Here is a 16038-nt window from a genome sequence, read left to right on the forward strand (position 1 = left end):
GCCGGACGGGCCGGCGCGGGGCGTTTGCCTTTCCCCGAACCTTCCCCGAAAGCGGCCGGCGGGCGGCTTTTCGTTACCATGGGGCGATGCAAAAGAAGTATGAAACAGGGCTGATGTGGTTCAGGCGTGACCTGCGGGTTGCGGACAACGCAGCCCTTTACCACGCGCTGAAGTCATGTAAGCAGGTGTATTGCGCCTTTGTTTTTGACCGCGGCATCCTGGACACCTTGCCGCGGGTCGACCGCCGCGTGGAATTCATCCGGGAGTCGGTGCTGAGCCTGGACGGCCAGATCCGGAGGCTGGGCGAGGCGGCCGGCAAGCCCGGCGCCTGCCTGCTGACGGCCCATCACGGCGCCGTCGATGCGGTGGTGCAGCTGGCGGCTGAGCTGGGCGCCGATGCGGTCTTTGCCAACCACGATGACGAGCCCCGGTCGCTGGCGCGCGACGCTGCGGTGCAAGCCGCGCTCGAAGCCGGCGGCAAGGCCTTTTACAGCTTCAAGGACCACGTCATTTTTGAACGCCAGGAGGTGCTGACCCTGGCAGGCAAGCCCTACACCGTGTTTACGCCATACAAGAATGCCTGGCTGAAGAAGGTCGATGACTTCTACCTCAAGCCCTATCCCGTCGAAAAATATGGTGCGTCCCTGGCACCGGTTTCGGCCAGCAGGCGCACTATTCCGTCGCTGGGCGATTTGGGGTTTGAAGCCAGCAATCTCTCAGCGCTAAAGATTCCCACGGGCAGCGAAGGCGGTGCCCAGCTTTTTGAGGACTTCACGGGCCGCATGGCGCACTACAAGGAGACGCGCGACTTCCCGGCCGTCAAGGGCCCGAGTTACCTGGGCGTGCACCTTCGGTTCGGCACCGTGTCGATACGGCAGATGGCTTCGGCGGCCTTGCGCCAGCCCTCCCGGGATGAGGGGGCCGCCACCTGGCTTAGCGAGCTGATCTGGCGTGATTTTTACGCCCAGATCCTGGCCAATTTCCCACACGCCGTCGGCGGTGCATTCAAGCCGGACTATGACGCGATTGCGTGGGAAAGCGGCGACAAGGCCCAGGCGCTGTTCCAGGCCTGGTGCGATGGCCGCACCGGCTACCCGCTGGTGGATGCGGCGATGGCCCAGATCAACCAGACCGGTTACATGCACAACCGCCTGCGCATGGTGACCGCCAGTTTTCTGGTCAAAGACCTCGGGATCGACTGGCGCTGGGGCGAGCGTTACTTCGCGGAAAAGCTCAATGACTTTGACCTGTCGGCCAACAACGGCGGCTGGCAATGGGCGGCGAGCACCGGCTGCGATGCGCAGCCTTATTTCCGCATCTTCAACCCCGTCAGCCAGAGCGAGAAGTTCGATGCCGGGGGGAAGTTCATCCGCAAATATGTGCCCGTGCTGGCGCAACTGCCCGACAAGGCGCTGCACAGCCCCTGGCTGGCAAAACCGCTGGAGCTGGCCGCTGCGGGCGTGGTGCTGGGCACAAACTACCCGATGCCCATCGTGCAACATGATGAAGCGCGGGCGCTGACGCTGCAGCGCTATGCGGTCGTGAAAAAGGCCTGAGAGAAACTCCCAGGCCTTTTTTTAATTCCTGCTACTTTTGCTGTTTTTGCTATTGTTTTAGGAGCTACATGCCCAGGCACCGCCTGGGCTAGAGCCTGATTTGGCTGTTTTTTACCTCAGGCGGAAGCGGCGGTCTCAGCAGCGCAGTAGTGCCGCACCAGGCTCATCAACTCTTCTTCCGAGAACGGCTTGCCCAGGTAGTGGTCAACGCCCAGCTCCTTGGCATGTTCACGGTGCTTCTCGGCGATGCGGGACGTGATCATGATGATGGGCAGGTTGTTGAGGCGCACGTCGGCCCGGATGTTGCGCGCCAGGTCGAAGCCGTCCATGCGCGGCATTTCGATGTCTGACAGCACCACGGCCGGCCGCTCTTCCTGGAGACGCTCGAGCGCCTGCAGGCCGTCTGCCGCCATCGAGACGCGGTAGCCTTCACGCTGAAGCAGGCGCTGCGTGACCCGGCGAACCGTGATGGAATCATCGACCACCAGGATCAACGGAATCTGCGAGACGGCCGGCACAGGGACGAGCGTTGTCGCGACACTGCCAGAGCCGGAAGCTGCCGCTGTGGCACCTGAGCCTTCGAGCATGTGCGGCTCGGCCCGGTCTGAACTCCAGGCGCGGGCCTGCTGGCCATACACGGAAGCGAGCGCAACCGGGTTGTAAATCAGCACGACAGCACCGGAAGCGAGCACCGACATACCGGCCAGACCAGGCAGGCGGGACAACTGCGGGCCCAGATTCTTCACCACAACTTCCTGGTTACCCAAAACTTCATCGACGTGCAGCGCAATACGCTGCGCGGCGCTTCGGAAGATCACGACAGGCGTGGTCTTGCCCTGGGCTTCGGCGCTGTGGTGCGAGGCCTGGAGCAAGGCGCCCGACCAGAAGAAAGGAATCGATTCCCCGGCGACCTCAAGCGTCCCGGTGTTGTAGGCCTGCTGCAGCTCTTTGGCTGAAGCGCGCCGCACGGTTTCCACCACGTTGGCGGGCACACCGACGGAAAGATTGCCGGAGCGGATCATCACCACCTGCGTCACAGCCGTGGTCAGGGGGAGCACCAGCTTGAAGTGCGTTCCCTTGCCGGCGACCGTGGAGGTTTCGATCCGGCCACCGAGCGCGTTGACTTCGGAGCGGACCACGTCCATGCCGATACCGCGTCCTGCCAGCTCGGTCACCTGAGCCGCTGTGGAGAAGCCCGGCATGAAGATCAGGTTGGCGGCGTCCTGGTCATTGATCGCCTGGTCCGCCGTGATCATGCCGAGGCTGATGGCTTTTTCGCGGATACGTGCCAGGTTCAGGCCGGCGCCGTCATCGCTGAAGTCGACCGAAACGTCGTTGCCTTCCTGGCGCAAGTGGACGGTGATCAGGCCGACCGGGTCTTTGCCAGCATCGGTACGAACCTGTGTGCTTTCAATGCCGTGGGCGACGCAGTTACGCAGCAAGTGCTCAAAGGCAGGCGTCATGCGGTCCAGCATGCCGCGGTCCATTTCCATGGTGCCGCCCAGCAAGTCCAGCCGGACCTGCTTGCCGGTTTCCTTGGAAGCCTGGCGCACCACACGGTAGAGACGCTCGGAGATGCCTTCAAACTCCACCATGCGGGTACGGAGCAGATCGCGTTGCAGTTCACGGGTCTGGCGGGCCTGGGCGATCAAGTCGTCTTCGGTGGCTTCCACCGTGCGTTGCAAGGTACGCTGCACGGTTGCAACGTCATTCACAGACTCGGCCATCATCCGGGTCAATTCCTGAACGCGGGTAAAGCGGTCGAACTCCAGCGGGTCGAACCCGGCCTGCGCTTCCTTGGCCTGGGCCAATCGCGACTGCATCTGGGTTTCAGCCTGCAGCTCGATGTCTCGCAGCTGCTGGCGCAAGCGGTTCAAGTTACCGCTCATGTCGTTCAGCGAACCGCGCAGCTGGCTGAGCTCAGCCTCCAGACGGGAACGCGTGATCATGACCTCACCGGCCTGGTTGACCATGCGGTCAAGCAACTGGGAGCGCACACGTATAGAAGCAGAGGCCGCCTGCCGCAGCGGCTGCATGGCCATGGACTGCGGCGCCGGAACCGTCAGCTTGCGGGAACCGGTTTCGGCGCCCGACGGCGCTGCCGCCTGCACAGGAGCTTCCTGAACAGCCGGTGCGGCTTCTTCCACTGGTTCAGATTTCGGCGCGGACGCGGGCTCGGCCGCCGCGAGAGGCGCCAGCACCACAGGGGCGGCAGCCGCAGCGGCGTCCGCATGGCGCAAGGTTTCAAACGCGGCTTCCATCGCGTCGAAACGCGTCAGGAGGGGATCGAACGCCTGGGACGCGGCCGCATCGGAGCCGAGGAATTCGATCTCGGACTCAATCCGGTGGGCCATTTCGCCCATGCGCAAGGCGCCTGCAAGACGAGCACTGCCCTTGAGCGTGTGCAATGCACGCAGCACTTCCATGCGGGCGCCCTGGTTGTCGGGACGCGCAGACCACTGCCGCAAGGCACCGCCCAGTTGGGGCATCAGTTCGGCAGCCTCTTCTTCGAAGATCGGGAAGAGGTCGGGGTCAATGGCGTCGACCGCATCGATTTCGTCATCTTCCCCATCGTCGAACTGCGAAGCGGCAGGCGACGGTGCCGGCGTCACCAGCCGCACCGGCGGCGCGACAACCGCGACAGGCGGTGGTACGGGCACAGCGCGCACAGGAGCAGCTGCCTGCGGAACTTCAGCCTTGATGACTTCCGGCTCAGGCTCGGCCTGGGCTTGGCGTTGGAGTTCAGCCTCCAGTTCAGGCGGAAGTACAGAATCCACAACCGCCTCCAGGGCTGGTTCGCCGGAGAAATCAAAATCGGAATCGCTGCCGGGAGCCAAAATCGAGTCGGAGAAATCAAGCTCCCTCAGGCTGTCAAGAATGCCTGCGTCCGGCTCTTTGAGGAAACCGGCGGCAAATTGATGCAGAAGCCTGCGAATGTCTTCCGCCGCATTCACAAAGATTTGTCCGTACTTGGCCGCGCCATTGCTGTGGTGCGCCCTGGATTGCTGCAGCGCCTGCTCGAAAGCACGCGCCATTTCGGACAAGGCGTCGAAGCCGACCGTCGCCGAACTGCCGGCCAGGGAATGCGCCAGTGCAACAGTGGAATCGCTGACCGGCTGATTGCGCTCCAACGACCATTCAGCGACCTCAGTCACCAATCTGCGCGACCATTCGTCAGCTTCATTCAGGTAGACGTTGTACAGCGGAATACCGATGCGCAGGGAGCCGATGACCTTGACTTGCTCGTCGCCGTTGCCGTCTGCCGGCAACACACTGTCGGTCGCCTCGGCGGCAGTGACCTCTGCAGCCGCCTCAATGGCAGGCGCTTCCTGGAGTGACACAGGCTCAGCGAATTCAAAGGTTTCGGGCAAACCGGACGCCACCGGCTGCACGCCGGGCGCCGCAGCGGCGAAATCGAATACGACTGCTGCTTCGTCGGGTTTTGCTGCCTCTGAGTGGAAATGTTTTTCAAAATCGGCGTCAGATAGCTCAATCGCTTCCGCCTCATTTGGCGTTGAAGCGGCGGGCTGCTCTACCGCGGCTGGAGGGACGTCGGCGCCGCCAGAAAGCGCAGAAAGGCTGTCAAAGTCAATGCCTTCAATTTCGCCGACGGCTTCGCGAACTGAAGCTGCAGACTGCGTCGTTGCGGCGACCGGCGCCGCTGGCGCGTCTTCAAAGACGAGATCAAAGTCCAGATCATCTGCCGGTGCGGGGGCCTCGGGCAAATTAGTGCTGGTCGCCGAGGGTACACCGGCGTCCAGCTGGAGATCCGGCAAGGACAAGGCATCTGCTGGAGCAGGCTCGGCTGCGGGAGAAGCAGGCTGCGCCGCAGCAGGCTTGGCGGAAAGATTCAATGCGACATAATGCGCTTCGGTCCGCATGGCATCTGCACTGGCGCGGAAAACCGAGGCAGACCACGCGCCGTCCTGGTTGTTTGCGATGTCTGCAACCCAACTTGCGAAACCATTCATGGCTTCAGAAGACAAGGCCCTGAATTCGTCGGTAGCAGCCTTCTGGTCGGCCAGCCAGCTATTGAGCATTTGCTCAAGCGACCAGGCGGCTTCACCAAATTCATTCAGCCCCACCATCCGGGAACTACCCTTGAGGGTGTGGAAAGCACGTCGCAGGACGGTGAGTTGGGAGACATCGGCAGGATCGCTGGCCAGCGCAGCCAGGGCCTCGAGGCCGTTGCCAACCACCTCACGCGCTTCTTCCAGGAAGATATCGCGCAAGTCGTCTTCTTCAAAATCGGCAGCATTGTCCTGGCTTTCGGCCGCGACAGAGGCCGGCGTCACGGCAAAGGCCAAAGTCGTCAGGGCCGTGGCGGCGGCATCGGCGTTGCTGCCCGACACAGCGGCCGACGCATCTCGAGCCGTCTGGGCGAGCCCCGACTGCTCGGCAAGCGCAGCATGCGTTGCCAGGGCATCCAGCTTGACAGTGAGGTTCTCACTTTTCTCGCCAAGGCCGGCATCCTGCACCACCGAGATGACTTCCTGGGACAGCATGTCGCTGTTGACTGTCACGGAGGAAGCGGCAGTCGATGCGTTCTGGGCACGCCCCATCAGAGGTTTGAGTTCACCCTTTTCCTCGTCATAGACAAAAAGCTTTTTCGCCAGCGCAGGCTGGTAATTCAGCATGTCGATCAGGAAACTCAAGGCGCCCAGGTTGTTGCCGAGATGTTCGAAAGTCCCGGCAGCGCGTGCCATTTGTTCATCGATTTCGGTAACGAGCATCTGCTCCACGCTGTCGCGCATGCGCAAGACTGCGTGAGAGGCCTGGTCAAGGCCCAGCACCGATAGCACACCGCGCATTTGGGAGAGCTGGCCCGGAACCGACTGCAAGGCAACCTTGTCTTGCGGATTGCGAAAGAACACGTCCAGTGATTTTTCAAGCTCACCAAGGGAAACGCGCAATTCGCCCACGACACTACCCATGGTCTGCTTGTCGCTGACCCGGCGATACAACTCCTCCATCCAGCCTTCGAGTGGCTGAGGCTCACCGCCCGCCCTGACGCCTTCCAGGCGAGAGGCCAGATTTGCGGTTCGCACCGCCAGTTGCGGATCGTTCGGATCCAGGTCGTCAAAAGCGGCTTCAAGGTACAGCACCGAAGTTGCCACTTCCATGGCGAGTTCAATGCCAGGCGCCTGACCTGAACGTACGGTCGTTTCGACGGCGTGGGTCAAGGCTTGCGCCAGCGGCTCGCTGGGCGGATGCAGCTTGAGCAGGGAGTCGGTCACCAGGCTGAACTGGTCGGATACCGTTTTGAATTTATTGGCATCGCCCGCAGACAGCGATGACCAGGTTTCCTTGGCCGACGTAATACGCTTGCGTGCCTGCGCCAACAGCGCGGGGTCAAAACGCCCGAACTGGACCAATTCATAGTCCACTGGCCGGAACCGGTTGAGCCCATAGGTCGACCGGACCGCCGACAGGACGGGCGTATCGCTGGCACGCGCAGAAACTGCCTGGGAGCAAAAGAACAACAGGTCCTGGGCCAGACGATCCGAAACAGCCGGGTCGCCCTTGGCAAGCAAGGCGTACTGCATCAGGATCCGGGAAGCGGCGCGACGCACGTAGATGTCGGAGCCGAGCAAATCATTGGCAACCGCTTCGAAGTAGGCTGCCGCTATCTTCCAGAATATTCTGGGCTGGCGATCCGCCTGGCGTGCAGCAAAACCGAGACTCAGCTCTCCGAGTTTTTTGGCGGCCTGAGGCGCCTTGCCCTTCATGAGCTGAAGCACCGATTGGTCCATGACCGCGCGGGCGCTGTCGTCGTAATTCCGGGGCTCCGTCCTGTCCGCCAGCTCAGGCTCCAGCCAGCGCCACTCAAAAGGCCACAGGTCGGCCGGATGAATGCGGTCAGCGCGAATCAGTTCCTGCACGTCGCGGTATTGAGGGAACAGGGAAACCGCAGAGACAGGCTTGTCCGCCAGCACACCCTCGAGATACTCCGTCAGGGCGTAGCTGGCCCGCTCGATCTTTCCTGCCGCGTCCTGGTTGCATTGTTCGGGCTGCTGTACAAACTTTTGGACGGCGGCTTCCATGGACCGAAGAACCAATGCAGGCCCTGCGAGGCCCACCATTTCCAGGGCTCCTACCGCCTGGTGCAATTGTTGACGGGCAATCCGCAGCTGGCTTGCATCAAGGGCCGCGAGGTCAGACCCGCGCGCCGCCTCCGCGTCACGCACAAAACGCTTGAGGGCCTTGGCCGCGCCGTCCAGTGACTTGCGAAGTTCATCAAGCACCCATGCGAGGGGGCCCAGGTCATTGACGTCAAGATCGGGTTCAACAGTTGTTGAATTCGAGGCTTTGGATTGCATAGATAACGGGCCGGTTCAGGAATCGGGATTCGCGGTCAGCGCAGGACAAACAGGCATCAGGCGATCTTGAATCGGGACACCGACTGGCGCAATTCTTCAGCCATGCGGGAAAGATCCCGCACCTGCTGTGCCGTAGAACGCGTACCTTCTCCGGTTTGCTCCGTCACCGCGAAAATGTGCTGGATGTTGCCGGCCACCACGTTGGCCGATGCGGCTTCGCGGGAGGCGGAGTTTGAAATCTGCTCAATCAGGTCAGCGAGACGGCGTGACACCTGGTCAATCTCGGTCAGCGCGGTACCTGCGTTATCGGACAGTTTGGCCCCTTCAACCACACCCTGTGTGGAGCGTTCCATAGCGGCCACCGCATCCTGCGTATCGGTCTGAATGGCTTTCACCAGGGCCGAAATCTGACGCGTAGCATCTGCGGAACGTTCAGCCAGTCGCTGAACTTCTTCCGCAACCACCGAGAAGCCTCGTCCGGCTTCACCGGCCGACGCGGCCTGAATAGCTGCATTGAGCGCCAGCACGTTGGTCTGTTCGGTAATGTCGGAAATCAGTTCGGTAATTTCACCAATCTCCTGCGAGGACTCACCGAGTCGCTTGATCCGCTTGGAGGTTTCCTGGATCTGGTCGCGGATGGAGTTCATACCGCCGATGGCGTTCTGCACAGCCTGCAAGCCGGATTCGGCGGCGGTCAGCGATTGACGCGCCACCTGGGAAGATTCCTGCGCCTGTGTGGACACTTCGTTAATTCGGGATGCCATGTCAAGCACCGACTGGCCGGTTTCGCGAATTTCGCGCAGCTGTTCGGTAGAGGCTGCCAGCAGTTCGGTGGATGTGCTTTCCACCTGTGCCGTCGTCTGTGCAACCCGGGTAGCCGTGTTCTGTACGTTACCCACCAGCTGTCGCAACTCTTCCACCGTGTAGTTCACCGAGTCGGCGATAGCGCCGGTAATGTCTTCGGTCACGGTCGCCTCTTGCGTCAAATCACCTTCAGCCACTGTCTGCAACTCATTCATCAATCGCAAAATGGCGGCCTGGTTGGCGTCATTGACGCGCTTGGCGTCCTGTTCCTGTCCTTTAGCTTCCTGACGCTGGGTTTCAGCAATTGCCTGGCGCTGCTGGCTGTCCTGCACTTGCAAGCGGGCCAAACCGGCCGCGCAAAGCAGCGCAAGGAAAGCCGCAATGGCGAGGGTGATCAATGAAGAGGCCCCCAGACCGGTTTGTGAAGAGAGCTTGCCCTGCAGATCTTCCAGGCCGCGGCGAAGGGGTTCGCTGTCAGCAATAATCGAAGACTGCGCTTCACGCGCGGAAACCAGGCCCTGCAAGTTGCCGAGAATTGCGCCAGCTTGCACACGGGTTTGCTCGTAAAGAGCCATCAAAGCCTCAAGGCGTTCACGAGTTTGCGGGTCTTTGGAGCCGGCAAGCCGCAATTCGGGGCTGCCTTCCTGCAGTCCCTGGGCAATTTCCTTGAAGGAGTTCAAATCCTTACCCAGCAAGAACACGGCTTCGGGGCTCACACCTTCCATCGTCAAGAACTCATTGGCAGACTTACCAATACGCTGGGTCAACATCACCAGCTGGCCAGAGGCTGAAATTTCCGCTGGCGCAGCATTCTGTTGAAGCTTGAGTGAGGACACGGTTTCGGCGATTTCCAGCAAATCCGAAGACTGGCGGTTAATGGTGCGCAGAGCGTTACCCACCTGGGTCAGAATGTTCTGCTGGCCCATCACAGTCTTGGCGTTCTTTTCAGCGCGCTCCATGAAGGGGGTCACTTTCTCAACGTCGGGCTGCAATTCCTCGCCCACCGGCGCCAGGCGCAGGCTCTCTTCGCCGGACTTGAGGCCGCGCACCGTCTTGGACAGCACTTCGGAGCTTTCGCGCACGTCAGGGAAGGCCTGCGCGCTACCCACCAAGGCCTGCGAAACAGATTTCGCCAGACGCTGCGACTGCATCAGCGATTGACCGGTCGCAGCCACCTGTTGAGCGACTTTGTCGGCCTGATTCAGCGCCAGGAATGTCACCGTACCCAGAACCGCGACGGAAACCGCCAGGAAAAACACCAGAATCCGCTGATGCTGGCCGATGGTCCTGCGGCCCAGTACAGGCAGACTCAGGAGTTCGGTGCCTTCGGCGGACGGAGCTTCTTCAGCCGTGGCCATGCGGCTGGCCGGGAAAGCGTCGTCATTGCCGCCTTGCTGCCTCACGGCGGCAGTCTGAAGGGAGGCTTCATCCATGGCTCCGGTTGCAAGGGGATCTGGCGTACCGACAGAAGCCATGTCCATGCTGTCTTCGGGCTGGACGGATTTGGTTTTAAACAGCTTCTGGATATTTTCAATAACAGACATGGTGAACCTTCCGGGGAGAAACAGTGTGCGCTATGCGCCTATCGTCAAAAAATGGGCTTGCTGGGCAAGTAACTGAAGGTTGATTTCCTGCCAGGTCGCACCATTAAGGTCGACGTACTGGTTGCCAAAGAAATCGGGCGCATCGGGCGCTTTTTCGGAGAAATCGCTGAACGCCTCCTGGTTGCGAAGCCCGGAGAGTTTGTCGATCAGCAGTGCGCAATTGACTTCCAGCGCGCTATTGAGCGCAACAAGCCGTGAGTCGGTGCGCGCCAGTTCGTTTTTGGGCGGGGGGGCCTTGCCGCTGACATAGCTTGCCAGGTCGACGACGCCGAACAGACCGCCCCGTAAATTGGCAACTCCTGCAAACCAGTTCTGCGTGTAGGGAACGGCTTGCGTGCTGACCCACGGAAAAATTTCACCAGACTGGCTCAGGGGAAACAGGTACTTCTTTCCACCGGCTTCCACAGCCAGCCAGGAAGCAGCAACACCTTGCGTCCGTGCAATCTGCAGCCTGTCGGCCAGCCGGGTTTGAAGTTCTCTAAGAGCTTGTCTATTCGCCATGCTGTGGTTTTACGCCTTAAATCAGCCAAGGGCCTTGATTTTGGCCATCAGCTCATCTGCATCCACCGGTTTGGTGATGTAGTCGCGGGCGCCCTGCCGCATGCCCCAGACCCGGTCGGTTTCCTGGTTTTTGCTGGTGCACATCATGATGGGGATATCGGAATACAGCGGATCGCGCGTGATGGCGCGCGTCAGCTGGAAGCCGTTTTGGCCGGGCATCACAACATCCATGAGGATCAGCTCGGGTTTGTCTTCCGCAAGGCGGCGAAATGCATCTTCCGCGTTTTCAGCAGTTTTAACGGTAAAACCGTTTTTAACCAGCAGATCGGTCAGAAACATCAATTCGGTTTTGGAGTCATCCACCACCAGAATTTTCTTGATTGCCATCACACTACTCCTTGTTTGGCGCTGCCCAGTTCCTGAACGGTCTGCAGCAGCTGATCTTTGGTAAAAGGCTTGGTCAGGTAGTCTTGCGACCCCACCATACGACCACGCGCCTTGTCGAATACACCGTCCTTGGAGGACAGCATCACAATGGGAACGGCGGAAAACTTCACATTGCGTTTGATAATCGCGCACGTTTGATAGCCATCCAGGCGGGGCATCAGAATGTCGCAAAAAATCAGATTGGGTTCGTAGTCGTTAACTTTGGACAAGGCGTCAAAGCCGTCTTCCGCCAACAACACCTCATGGCCACCCTGCTTCAGGAATATCTCGGCGCTACGCCGGATGGTATTGCTGTCATCGATGACCAAAACCTTCAGTCCGGAACTGGGAATGCTCACTGCCTTTGCTCCTCATGTTGCAGGCCACGGCTATCGGCCGGCCTGCGATTGTCCAGGCAAGTGCCTAAACGCTTATATCTGAACCATTTCAAAATCTTCTTTGCGCGCCCCGCATTCAGGGCAGGTCCAGTTCATGGGCACTTGGGCCCATGGCGTCCCGGCGGGAATGCCGTGCTCGGGCGCGCCGGCAGCTTCGTCATAAATCCACCCACAAATTAAACACATCCACGTCATTGATTGAGTCACAGCTTAAGTTGCCTTCGAATAGAATGCAACAATTGTATCGAGGCGGCGTTGCTTATTCGCGTACAAGGCAAAATCGCAGCCTATGGCAAACCCCAAACCTCCTCAACTGGACAGCCGACAACTCCAAATTGAGGACGCAGACGCATCACCGGCCTGCGTCATGACCTTCAATGCCAACGACCCGAGCGGCGCTGGTGGTTTGACAGCGGATATCGCCTCCATCACCTCTGCCGGGGCCCATCCGCTGGCGGTTGTAACAGGCGCTTATGTGCGCGACAGCGCCGAAATTTTCGATCACTTCTCCTTCGATGAAGAGGCTGTCACAGACCAGGCGCGTTCGGCCCTGGAAGACATGCCGGTTTCCGCCATCAAGGTCGGTTTTGTCGGCAGCCCGGAGAACATCTCCACCATCGCGGAAATCGCATCGGATTATGCCGATGTACCGCTGATCGCCTACATGCCAAATCTCGCATGGTGGGAAGAAAGCGAAATCGACAGCTACCTGGATGCCTTTCGCGAGCTGATGCTGCCCCAGACGACGGTGTTGGTCGGCAACCACAGCAGCCTGTGGCGCTGGCTCCTGCCGGACTGGCCGGGCGAGCGAAATCCCACCGCACGCGACATCGCCAAGGCGGCGGCCGACCTCGGCGTGCCTTACACGCTGGTGACGGGCATCCCCATGCCCGACCAGTTCATCGACAACGTGCTGGCCACACCCCAGGCCGTGCTTTACAGCGAAAAGTTCGAGCGCTTTGAGGCCGTGTTCGCGGGCGCCGGCGACACCCTGTCTGCCGCGCTTTCGGCCCTGCTGGCCAACGGCCACGACCTTCAGGCGGCCACCGCCGAAGCCCTGACCTTCCTCGATCACAGCCTGGACGCGGGTTTTCACCCCGGCATGGGCAATATCGTGCCGGACCGTCTGTTCTGGGCGCAGGCAGATGTTGAGTCCGAAGAAGAATCCGGGGAGGAGCCGGGCGAAGCCAATGACGACGTCGAACTGACGTTAAAACCCAACCTTGACCTGCCCCCCAATGGAACAACCAAGCACTAAGCCCACCGCCCCCCAAACAGCCTCCCGCAACGACGCCCTCTTCGAACGCGCCAAAAAACTGATTCCCGGCGGGGTCAACTCCCCGGTCCGGGCCTTCAAGGCGGTCGGCGGCACGCCACGCTTCATACAGCGCGCCCAGGGCGCCTATTTCTGGGATGCCGACGGCAAGCGCTATATCGACTACATCGGCTCCTGGGGGCCCATGATCCTGGGCCACGGCCATCCCGCAGTGGTTGAGGCCGTGCAAAAAGCCGCCCTGGAAGGTTTTTCCTACGGCGCACCGACCGAACGCGAGGTCGAGCTGGCCGAAGAAATCGTGCGGCTGGTGCCTTCGCTCGAAATGGTGCGGCTGGTGAGCTCTGGCACGGAAGCGGCCATGAGCGCGATCCGCCTGGCGCGTGGCGCCACAGGCCGCAGCAAGATCATCAAATTTGAAGGCTGCTACCACGGCCATGCCGACGCCCTGCTCGTCAAGGCGGGTTCGGGCCTGGCCACCTTCGGCAACCCGACCAGCGCCGGCGTGCCGCCCGAGGTGGTGCAGCACACCCTGGTGCTGGAGTACAACCACATCGCCCAGCTCGAAGAAGCTTTCGCCCTGCACGGCAAGGACATCGCCTGCCTGATGATCGAGCCGATCGCGGGCAACATGAATTTTGTCCGCGCCAGCGTGCCCTTCATGAAGCGCTGCCGCGAGCTGTGCACGCAGCACGGCGCGTTGCTCGTCTTTGACGAGGTCATGACGGGCTTTCGGGTGGCGCTGGGCGGCGCGCAAAGCGTCTATGCCAAAAGCATCCCCGGCTTCAAGCCCGACATGACCGTCATGGGCAAGGTGATTGGCGGCGGCATGCCGCTGGCGGCTTTTGGCGGCACACGCGCCGTGATGGAGCAGCTGGCGCCCCTGGGCCCGGTCTACCAGGCCGGCACGCTCTCCGGCAACCCGGTGGCCACCGCCTGCGGGCTGGCCACCTTGCGCGAGATCGCCAAACCCGGGTTTTACGAAGCGCTGGGCGAGCGCACGCGCAGCCTGGTCGCAGGCCTCACGCAGGCGGCCGGCAAGGCGGGCGTGCCGTTTTGCGGCGACAGCGAAGGCGGCATGTTCGGCTTTTTCCTGCTCGGGCAGCTGCCGCAGAACTACGCGACCGTGATGACCACCGACAGCCCGGCTTTCAACCGCTTCTTTCACGCCATGCTGGACAGCGGCGTGTATTACGCACCGGCGTTGTATGAGGCCGGTTTTGTCAGTTCGGCGCACACGGCATCGGACATTAACGCCACGGTGGATGCGGCGGCGAAGTTTTTCGCGACCGCTTGATTTTCGCGGCTGCTTGAGCCGGCGGAATTTTTATCCTTTTCGGCCTCTAGCCCAATACCTGTCTTGGTATACCGCTATTAAATTAATAGCGAATCGTTTCTCGAAGCGCTCCGGCCGGCCTGCGGACTCAGCCCAGCCCGAATAGTCAAAAAGGACGGCCAGAAACCGATTAGCTATCAATTTGATAGCTACAAACCCAGGTGCTTTCTAGGCTGGAGGCCAAAATAGCTTGAAACCGGTTTAATGCCGGAAGTGCCGCACGCCGGTCAGCACCATGACGACTTCGCGCTCGTTCGCTGCTGCGATGACCTCGTCGTCCCGCATGCTCCCGCCGGGCTGGATCACGCAGGAAGCCCCGGCGTCCACCACCACATCCAGGCCGTCACGGAAGGGGAAGAAGGCGTCGCTGGCGACGGCCGAGCCCTGCAGCGTCAAGCCGCCGTTGGCCGCCTTGATGGAGGCAATGCGGGCCGAGTCGATGCGGCTCATCTGGCCGGCGCCCACGCCCAGCGTCATGCCGTCTTTGCAGAACACGATGGCGTTGGACTTGACGTATTTGGCGACCTTCCAGGCAAACAGCATGTCGTGCAGTTGCTCCTGCGTAGGCTGCAGTTTGCTGACGACCTTCAGGTCGCCGATGGCGAGTTCATGGTTGTCGGCGGTTTGCATCAAAAGGCCTGAGCCGACGCGTTTGACGTCCATCAGGTTGCGGCCCTGCTTCCAGGCGGTATCACCGCCCGGCGGCAGGTCGATCTGCAAGATGCGGACATTGACCTTGCTCTTGAAGACTTCCAGCGCTTCGGGGCTGAAGGCCGGGGCCATGAGCACCTCGACAAACTGTTTGGAGATTTCCTGCGCGGCGCGTTCGTCGAGCGGGCAATTGAGGGCGATGATGCCGCCGAAAGCCGAGGTCGGGTCGGTCTTGAAGGCCTTGCTGTAAGCCTCCAGGCCGTCCTTGCCGACTGCCACGCCGCAAGGGTTGGCGTGCTTGACGATCACGCAGGCGGCGCCGTCCTTGATGAAGTCAAAACTCTTGACGCATTCCCAGGCGGCGTCGGCATCGGCGATGTTGTTGTAGCTGAGTTCTTTGCCCTGCAGCTGCCTGGCCGTGACCAGCGAGCCGGGCGCTGGGTACAGGTCGCGGTACAGCGCCGCCTGCTGGTGCGAGTTCTCGCCGTAGCGCAGATCCTGCACCTTGATGAACCGGCCGTTGGCCTGGCCCGGGAACATGCCGTGGCTGCCGTCGGCCTGGATGCCAGAGAGGTAGTCGCTGATGGCGCCGTCGTACTGGCTGATGCGGTTAAAGGCCGCCACCGACAACGCGAATTTGGTCTTGTCGGTCAGCTTGCCGCCGGCTTTCAGCTCGGCGAGCACGCCTTCGTACTGCGATGCGTCGGTCAACACGCCCACGTCTTTCCAGTTTTTGGCGGCAGAGCGCACCATGGCCGGGCCGCCGATGTCGATGTTTTCGATCGCGTCTTCCAGCGTGCAGCCGGGCTTGGCCACGGTCGCTTCAAACGGGTAGAGATTGACGACCAGCAAATCGATGGTGGCGATGCCGTGTTGCTTGATGGCTGCCATGTGCTCAGGGAAATCGCGGCGTGCCAGCAGGCCGCCGTGGATCTTCGGGTGCAGCGTCTTCACGCGGCCGTCCAGCATTTCAGGAAAGCCCGTGTGGTCGGCGACTTCGGTCACGGGCAGGCCCGCATCGGCCAGCAGCTTGGCGGTGCCGCCCGTGGAGAGCAGCTTGATGCCCAGGGCATGCAGCGCCTGTGCAAATTCGAGGATGCCGGTTTTATCGGAAACGGAAATCAGTGCGTTCATGGTGGTCTTCTCAAAAGGATGCCGTCTCGACCTCA

Annotated in this window: 10 protein-coding genes; 3 read left to right on the forward strand and 7 right to left on the reverse strand. The window is 61.0% G+C overall.

Annotation, left to right across the window (positions count from 1 at the left end; genetic code table 11):
- Nucleotides 1-86: 86 nt before the first annotated feature.
- Nucleotides 87-1556, forward strand: a complete 1470-nt coding sequence (locus DT070_RS02555; protein WP_122953997.1) for a deoxyribodipyrimidine photo-lyase — start codon at nt 87-89, stop codon at nt 1554-1556.
- A 116-nt stretch (nt 1557-1672) separates the two neighbouring features.
- On the opposite strand, the gene DT070_RS02560 is transcribed toward DT070_RS02555, so the two are convergent.
- The 6 genes from DT070_RS02560 to DT070_RS02585 form a co-directional block, all read right to left on the reverse strand.
- Nucleotides 1673-7876 carry an Hpt domain-containing protein gene (locus DT070_RS02560; RefSeq protein WP_122953998.1) on the reverse strand — a complete coding sequence of 2068 codons (6204 nt, stop codon included), beginning with the start codon at nt 7874-7876 and terminating at the stop codon, nt 1673-1675.
- 56 nt (nt 7877-7932) lie between these two features.
- Nucleotides 7933-10224, reverse strand: a complete 2292-nt coding sequence (locus DT070_RS02565; protein ID WP_122953999.1) for a methyl-accepting chemotaxis protein — start codon at nt 10222-10224, stop codon at nt 7933-7935.
- Nucleotides 10225-10254: 30 nt separating this feature from the next.
- Nucleotides 10255-10785: a chemotaxis protein CheW gene (locus DT070_RS02570; RefSeq protein WP_122954000.1), complete on the reverse strand. Its 531-nt coding sequence runs from the start codon at nt 10783-10785 to the stop codon at nt 10255-10257.
- Between the two features lie 21 nt (nt 10786-10806).
- Nucleotides 10807-11172, reverse strand: coding sequence for a response regulator transcription factor (locus DT070_RS02575; RefSeq protein WP_007864987.1), 366 nt, complete (start codon nt 11170-11172; stop codon nt 10807-10809).
- Entirely contained in the window at nt 11172-11570 is a 399-nt protein-coding gene (locus DT070_RS02580; protein ID WP_092131852.1) for a PleD family two-component system response regulator, read from the reverse strand. Before DT070_RS02580 ends, DT070_RS02575 begins: the two co-directional genes overlap by 1 nt.
- 72 nt (nt 11571-11642) lie before the next feature.
- Entirely contained in the window at nt 11643-11816 is a 174-nt protein-coding gene (locus DT070_RS02585) for a rubredoxin (RefSeq protein WP_122954001.1), read from the reverse strand.
- 82 nt (nt 11817-11898) lie between these two features.
- On the opposite strand from DT070_RS02585, the gene DT070_RS02590 reads away from it, so the two are divergent.
- Nucleotides 11899-12867: a bifunctional hydroxymethylpyrimidine kinase/phosphomethylpyrimidine kinase gene (locus DT070_RS02590; RefSeq protein ID WP_122954002.1), complete on the forward strand. Its 969-nt coding sequence runs from the start codon at nt 11899-11901 to the stop codon at nt 12865-12867.
- A complete protein-coding gene (gene hemL / locus DT070_RS02595) occupies nt 12848-14179 on the forward strand; it encodes a glutamate-1-semialdehyde 2,1-aminomutase (RefSeq protein WP_122954003.1) in 1332 nt (443 codons plus the stop codon). Before DT070_RS02590 ends, hemL begins: the two co-directional genes overlap by 20 nt.
- 240 nt (nt 14180-14419) lie before the next feature.
- On the opposite strand, the gene purH is transcribed toward hemL, so the two are convergent.
- Nucleotides 14420-16003 (reverse strand): bifunctional phosphoribosylaminoimidazolecarboxamide formyltransferase/IMP cyclohydrolase, encoded by a 1584-nt coding sequence (gene purH, locus DT070_RS02600; RefSeq protein ID WP_122954004.1) that lies wholly within the window; start codon nt 16001-16003, stop codon nt 14420-14422.
- Nucleotides 16004-16038: the final 35 nt, after the last annotated feature.

It is taken from the genome of Polaromonas sp. SP1 (assembly GCF_003711205.1).
In the GTDB taxonomy this organism is placed as follows: domain Bacteria; phylum Pseudomonadota; class Gammaproteobacteria; order Burkholderiales; family Burkholderiaceae_C; genus Polaromonas.